At 61.1% G+C, this 643-nt stretch carries 1 pseudogene; it reads left to right on the forward strand.

Annotated features, from left to right (window positions below):
* Positions 1 to 313: 313 nt before the first annotated feature.
* Positions 314 to 643: pseudogene (locus tag PSOLE_RS23445) on the forward strand (group II intron reverse transcriptase/maturase); the annotation flags it as partial.

The following is a 643-nucleotide window of genomic DNA, read 5'->3' on the forward strand; positions in this document are numbered from 1 at the left end:
GAAGGCAAGGGTGTCGCGGGCGACTGCGAATCTGAAGGAAGCCCGAGGCAAAATGCTGGCCTGACGAACAGGAAGCGGATGAGGCGGCGCAGCGGGGTGAGGTGGCCATAATCGCCAAAGCCCGATACTTGCACGGAACGCTGCGACGTAGATCCGACAGGCATAAGCAGGAAGGTCGCGCGAATTACCCTGGGAGATCTGTACGCTTGCCATTGTGCTACCGATTGTCGAGAGGCGACGGGATGGGCGTGCAGAAGTCAGCCGAGGCCGTAGTAAGTGGCGGTCAACCACGCCATCAAGGGCCGAACAGGTCATGCCGCCAGTAGGCGTCAGCGTCTCGTCGATAACCGAAATGCAGAAATTTCTCCAAGAGAAGACTGTCACCCCGAGTCCCGGCCAGAGGCCGAGGATGACGCCTGACAGCGCAGAGGTATCGGCGGCGTCGGTGACGTGGATGAACGCGGAGCCGGACACGCTGATGGAGCGGGTGCTTGCACCGGCGAATCTCAAGCGTGCGTATCAGCGCGTGGTCAGCAACAAGGGGGCGCCGGGTGCCGATGGCATGACGGTCGCCGACTTGGCAGGCTACGTGAAACAGTATTGGCCCATCCTGAAGGTCAGGCTGCTGGCAGGTGAATACCAT

The sequence above is a fragment of the Pseudomonas oleovorans subsp. oleovorans genome (assembly GCF_002197815.1).
Taxonomy (GTDB): Bacteria; Pseudomonadota; Gammaproteobacteria; order Pseudomonadales; family Pseudomonadaceae; genus Aquipseudomonas; species Aquipseudomonas oleovorans.